Origin of the sequence: Clostridium sp. K13 (genome assembly GCF_019734195.1) — a bacterium.
GTDB lineage: Bacteria > Bacillota > Clostridia > Clostridiales > Clostridiaceae > Clostridium.
In genome coordinates, this window is record NZ_JAASHM010000022.1 from 48,619 (window position 1) to 54,746 (window position 6,128).

General features: G+C 29.1%; 3 protein-coding genes. 2 read left to right on the forward strand and 1 reads right to left on the reverse strand.

Going from position 1 to position 6,128, the window contains the following annotated elements:
- Positions 1-17: 17 nt before the first annotated feature.
- Complete coding sequence (gene rfbB / locus HCG76_RS12640) at positions 18-1,070, forward strand: dTDP-glucose 4,6-dehydratase (RefSeq protein ID WP_204572110.1); 1,053 nt, start codon at positions 18-20, stop codon at positions 1,068-1,070.
- A 121-nt stretch (positions 1,071-1,191) separates the two neighbouring features.
- Here rfbB and HCG76_RS12645 read toward each other — a convergent pair whose 3' ends face one another.
- Positions 1,192-2,454 (reverse strand): hypothetical protein, encoded by a 1,263-nt coding sequence (locus tag HCG76_RS12645; protein WP_221700628.1) that lies wholly within the window; start codon positions 2,452-2,454, stop codon positions 1,192-1,194.
- Between the two features lie 236 nt (positions 2,455-2,690).
- Here HCG76_RS12645 and HCG76_RS12650 point away from each other — a divergent pair, with 236 nt between their 5' ends.
- Positions 2,691-6,014 carry an N-acetylmuramoyl-L-alanine amidase gene (locus HCG76_RS12650; RefSeq protein ID WP_221700627.1) on the forward strand — a complete coding sequence of 1,108 codons (3,324 nt, stop codon included), beginning with the start codon at positions 2,691-2,693 and terminating at the stop codon, positions 6,012-6,014.
- Positions 6,015-6,128 lie beyond the last annotated feature (114 nt).

Consider the following 6,128-nt stretch of genomic DNA (forward strand, 5'->3'; position numbering starts at 1 on the left):
ATAAGGAGAATTTAATTATGAAAACTTATTTAGTAACTGGTGGGGCTGGATTTATAGGCTCAAACTTTGTATTATACATGTTAAATAAATATGAGGATATAAGAATAATAAACTTAGATAAGTTAACTTATGCAGGAAACTTAGAAAACTTAAAGTCAATTCAAGATGATCCAAGACATATATTTGTACACGGAGATATCTGTGACAATGCATTAGTTAATTCTTTATTCGAAAAATATGAAATAGACTACGTTGCTCACTTTGCAGCAGAATCTCATGTTGATAGAAGTATAAGAGAACCAGAAGTATTTGCTAAGACAAATGTTATGGGAACAGTAAATCTTTTAAACTGTGCAAAGGCTGCATGGGAAAATGAAGATGGAACATGGAAAGAAGGAGTTAAGTTCTTACACGTTTCAACAGATGAAGTTTACGGTTCATTAGGAGAAACAGGATACTTCATGGAAACTACTCCATTAGATCCTCATAGCCCATACTCATCAAGTAAAGCTGGATCAGATTTAATGGTTAAGGCATACCATGATACATATAAAATGCCAATGAACATAACAAGATGTTCAAATAACTACGGACCATTCCAATTCCCAGAAAAGTTAATACCATTACTAATCAACAACTGCTTAGATCATAAAGATTTACCAGTTTACGGTGATGGAATGAATATAAGAGACTGGTTATTTGTTGAAGACCACGCTAAAGCTATCGATATGGTTATAAACAATGGTAGAAATGGAGAAGTTTACAACGTTGGTGGACATAATGAAAGAACTAACATAACAATAGTTAAGACGGTAATTGCTTACTTAAATGAAAATGTAGATAAAGAAGTTACTGAAAACTTAATTAAATATGTTGAAGATAGAAAAGGTCATGATAGAAGATACGGAATCGACCCAACTAAGATTAAAGAAGAATTAGGATGGTATCCTGAAACTACATTTGAAGTTGGAATTAAGAAGACTATTCAATGGTACTTAGATAACCAAGAATGGATGAAAAACGTTACTTCAGGTGAATACATGAACTACTACAATGAAATGTATAAGTAATTTCTGATTGCTTTAAGAAAGCTGGCTTTATGCCAGCTTTTATTTTTAATAACATATTAAGATTAGAAAAGAGCCTATATTGAAAGTAATTATGCTTTCAATATAGGCTTATTTTTTTTATTTAATGTTTTGATGGTTTATTTATAAATGCGTTTAAACTATAAAGTAATATTATTATAAATAAAGGTAACCACATAAGAGCTATCCTATTTATAATAAATAAGTCCTTAGCTAACACGACTAAACCAGTTAGTATTGTATAATAAGCTGTAAACTTAAATAATAATATTGCTTTTTTATCTTTAACTTTTATTGTAAAGTATACAAATGCTAAACAAGAAACAACACTTAAGATTACTCCTAAAATATTACCTAAAGAATATAGAATTAAATATACTAATCCTGTTGTTAAGAAATTAAATAGTGGTGGATCATATATAACATGTATCACTAATTGAGCAAATAAATTAAGTATCATTTTAGGTCCATTTCCAAATTGAGCGGTAAAGATATCTTGTAAGTGTGTAATTTGGAAGAAGGAGAAAAATGTGTTTGAATGTTGTAATTGAAAATTAAAGTTTACAAAAAAGTAAATGGTAGCAATTATTGCAATAAAGTAAATTATATCCTTAAAGCTAAAAATACGTTTATTATTTTTAAAAGTAAAAATAATGCATGCAATAAGAACTAATAATGAATAAGATCTAAACTCTAATAGTAGTACTGCTAAAAGTAGAATTAAAATAATTGATTTATAATTTACTTTTTGAGAAAGTATATAATAAATTAATATTATAGTTATTCCAATTATTATATTATCCCTCATAAGTAATGAATTACATAATATGTATCCTGGCAATATACTGAAAATTCCTACGCTTATTAAAGAAAGCTTTTCATTTAAATATAATTTAGATGTTTTATATAAAAATATTGCTGTTGGTATGTATACAAATAGTTTTATTAATATTAAGTCTAAAGTAGACTTAATTCCTATACCTTTAAGGAAGCTTAAGAATATTACGAATATATTATAGTTTCCATAACTAGCATGCCCTTCTGGATCAACAAACTCATATATAGGTAATTCTTTATGTAACCATGCACTAACATCTCCATTTTTTAAATGATTTAATAATATATCAGAATCTATGTAATATTTATATTCATCACAAAAGTGATTATTAGCTACATTTCCAAATAATATTCCATGTTCGAAGCCATGGGATAAATTATTGTAATAAATAATTATAGAAAATAAAGCGTAAATTATTAAAAAACCACTAGATATCAAAAAGAAACTTTTTGAATATGAATTTCTTTTATATAAATAATAATTTAATAATAATATAAAAATAATTATTAAAGGTGTAAAGATACTCATGATAATCTCCTTTTACATATTTTCTTTCCTTATATTAGTATATATGATTAAGCAAGATATAACAATAATGTACAAGTTATTTCAAGTAAGAGATATTTAATAAGAAATAATGAGACTTTTATCCATAATATAACTTTAAATATCCATTTAATAATAAATGTGACATCTGTTTACAAGGATATTTATAATATGTTACTATTAAATTAGTATATTATGAATAAAAATGGGGGAATGAAATGAAAAAAAATAAATCATTTTTACTATTAGTATGTTTAATATTTATGCTTAATTCATTTACATTTAATGTTTATGCATTAAATAGCGGGACAAGCAGTAGAGCAATTGGAAATGTTAATATTATTTCAACTGTAGACACTTCTTTAGAGCGTGTTGAGGCTTGGGCAAGAAGTAAGAATGCTACTGAAACTTTTGTTGGTTTAGCAAAGTTATATAAAAAATATGCTGAGTTAAGAGGCGGAGTAAACTGGGTAGTAGCGTATGTACAAGCTGCAAAAGAAACTGGTTATGGAAAATTTGGTGGAGTATTAGATGAATCATATCATAATCCATGTGGGTTAAAAAATCCAGAGGCTGGAGATGATTATGATGCAGGTGCTCATAAGAAATTTGATAATTGGGAGCAAGGAGTATTAGCCCATTTAGATCATTTAGCATTATATGCAGCAGCGGATGGATTTCCTAAAACAAGCTATCTTAAGAATTGGAAAGATGAACCCTTAGCTGAAAATGAAACTTATGATCCAAGACATGTAGGATGGTTTGGAACTACTGGTGGAATTTTAGGTAAGGCAAAAGATGTTCTAGGTTTAACTGGAAGTTGGGCATCAGATCCAAACTATGGAATAGAACTATTTAGATTATATTGCGATGCAACTAATTCTGAATATTTACCGGCAAAAAGTAATTTAGAATCACCTTCTAATTCAGAGGTTATTACTAATGGTAAACTAAGAATTAAGGGATGGGCACTACATGCATTTGGAATTAAGGAGATTAAGGTTTTAGTTGATAAGTCTCAAGTTGCTACTATAAGCACAGGACTTAGTAGACCAGATGTTAATTCAACATATCCAGGGTATTTCAATGGAGATGTTTCTGGTTTTGATCAGACTATAGACATAAGCGGACTTGGAACAGGAGATAAAACTGTTGAAGTAATTATTGTTGCTAGAAATGGTGAAACTCAAAGTTATAAAAGAAATATAGTTATAAAAGAACAAAATGTTAATTTACCTAAATTGAACAATTTAGAGGAACCAAGCAATAATAAAATTATAACAAACGGAAAACTTACTATTAAAGGATGGGCATTAGATCAATCTGGAGTTAAAGAAGTAAGAGTATCTGTAGATGGAAAAGATTTTGGAAATGTTAATTATGGAACTACAAGAACAGATGTAAATAAGGTATATCCAGGATACCCAAGTGGAAACAATGCTGGATTTGAAGGAACAATTGATATATCAAATTTAACATCTGGTAATAAGAAAGTAGTTGTACAAATAACGTCTAATGATGGATCAATTCAAAAAATTGAAAGAACAATAAAGGTAGAAAAGTTAGAATCAAAGAGTTGGTTAGATAATCCAAATAATAATTCAATATCATCAGGAACCTTAAGGGTAAGTGGATGGGCATTAGCATCAAGTGGAGTTAAAGAAGTAAGAGTATATGTAGATGGAAAAGACTTAGGTACTGTTAACTATGGAACTACAAGAACAGATGTAAACAATGCATATCCAGGATATCCAAGTGGAAATAATGCAGGATTTGAAGGTTCTGTTAATCTATCAAATATATCAGCAGGAACTAAAAGGGTAATCGTAAAGATAACAGCAAATGATGGAACATCTCAAAGTATTGAAAGAACAATAAAGGTAGAGAGATTAGAATCAAAGAGCTGGTTAGATAATCCAAATAATAATTCAATATCATCAGGAACATTAAAAGTAAGTGGATGGGCATTAGCATCAAGTGGAGTTAAAGAAGTAAGAGTATATGTAGATGGAAAAGATTTAGGTACTGTTAACTATGGAACTACAAGAACAGATGTAAACAATGCATATCCAGGATATCCAAGTGGAAATAATGCAGGATTTGAAGGTTCTGTTAATCTATCAAATATATCAGCAGGAACTAAAAGGGTAATCGTAAAGATAACAGCAAATGATGGAACATCTCAAAGTATTGAAAGAACAATAAAGGTAGAGAGATTAGAATCAAAGAGCTGGTTAGATAATCCAAATAATAATTCAATATCATCAGGAACATTAAGAGTAAGTGGATGGGCATTAGCATCAAGTGGAGTTAAAGAAGTAAGAGTATATGTAGATGGAAAAGATTTAGGTACTGTTAACTATGGAACTACAAGAACAGATGTAAACAATGCACATCCTGGATATCCAAGTGGAAATAATGCTGGATTTGAAGGTTCTGTTAATCTATCAAATATATCAGCAGGAACTAAAAAGGTAATTGTAAAAATAACAGCAAATGATGGAACATCTCAAAGTATTGAAAGAACAATAAAGGTAGAGAAGTTAGAATCAAAGAGTTGGTTAGATAATCCAAGTAATAATCATGTATCATCAGAAAGCTTAATGCTTAGAGGATGGGCTTTAGCATCAAGTGGAGTTAAAGAAGTAAGAGTATATATAGATGGAAAAGATTTAGGTACTGTTAACTATGGAACTACAAGAACAGATGTAAATAATGCGTATCCAGGATATCCAAGTGGAAATAATGCAGGATTTGAAGGTACTGTTAACTTAGGTGGAATGGCTACTGGAGATAAGAAGTTAAAAGTAAAAATAACAGCAAATGACGGAACTACTCAAACTATAGAAAGAAATTTTGTTTATAGAAAAGCTAAGTTAGTTGTAGTAGATCCAGGACATGAAATTGAATCAGTAGATCCAGGGGCATCAGCTACTCATAATGGAATTAGATATGTAGAAGGAAATTTAAACTTACAAATTGCTGTTAAGTTAAAGGCTCAATTAGAAGCCATGGGAATAGAAGTTTATATGACAAGATATGATGGTCTAATAATAGATAAAGACTCAACTGAAAGCTTAAAGAAAAGAGTTAAGGTTGCAAATGAAATGGATGCTGACTTATTTGTTTCAATACATCATAATTCATATACTAGTCCTTCAGCAAATGGATTTGAAGTATATTATAGTACAGGAACTCCAGTTTCTGATAATATGATAGCAAGAAGTTTAATAACTGAAGATGGAAGAGATTTAACTTTAGAAAGAAAATCATATAGAACTAGAAATATTGAAGAAAAAGTTAAGGTAAGTAAGGAATTAGCAACAGTTATAACTAATACAGCCTCAACTGAGTTAGGTTTATATAATAGAGGAGCTAAGGATAGCAACTTATACGTTTGTAAAAATACTTTAATGCCTTCTATATTAATAGAAAATGGATTTATAACTAATCCAACAGAGGCTACAAAGGTAAGTAAAGATAGCCATCAGCAGAAATTAGCTGAAATAACAGCTCAAAAAATCAATGAAGCATTAAAATAAAAGTAAAAAAGTATTTTCTCTTAATGAGAAAATACTTTTTTTCAGACTGTTGACAAAGTGTCAACAGTCTTTAATTTTATACAAATATGTAATATAATATAAAATATATTAATT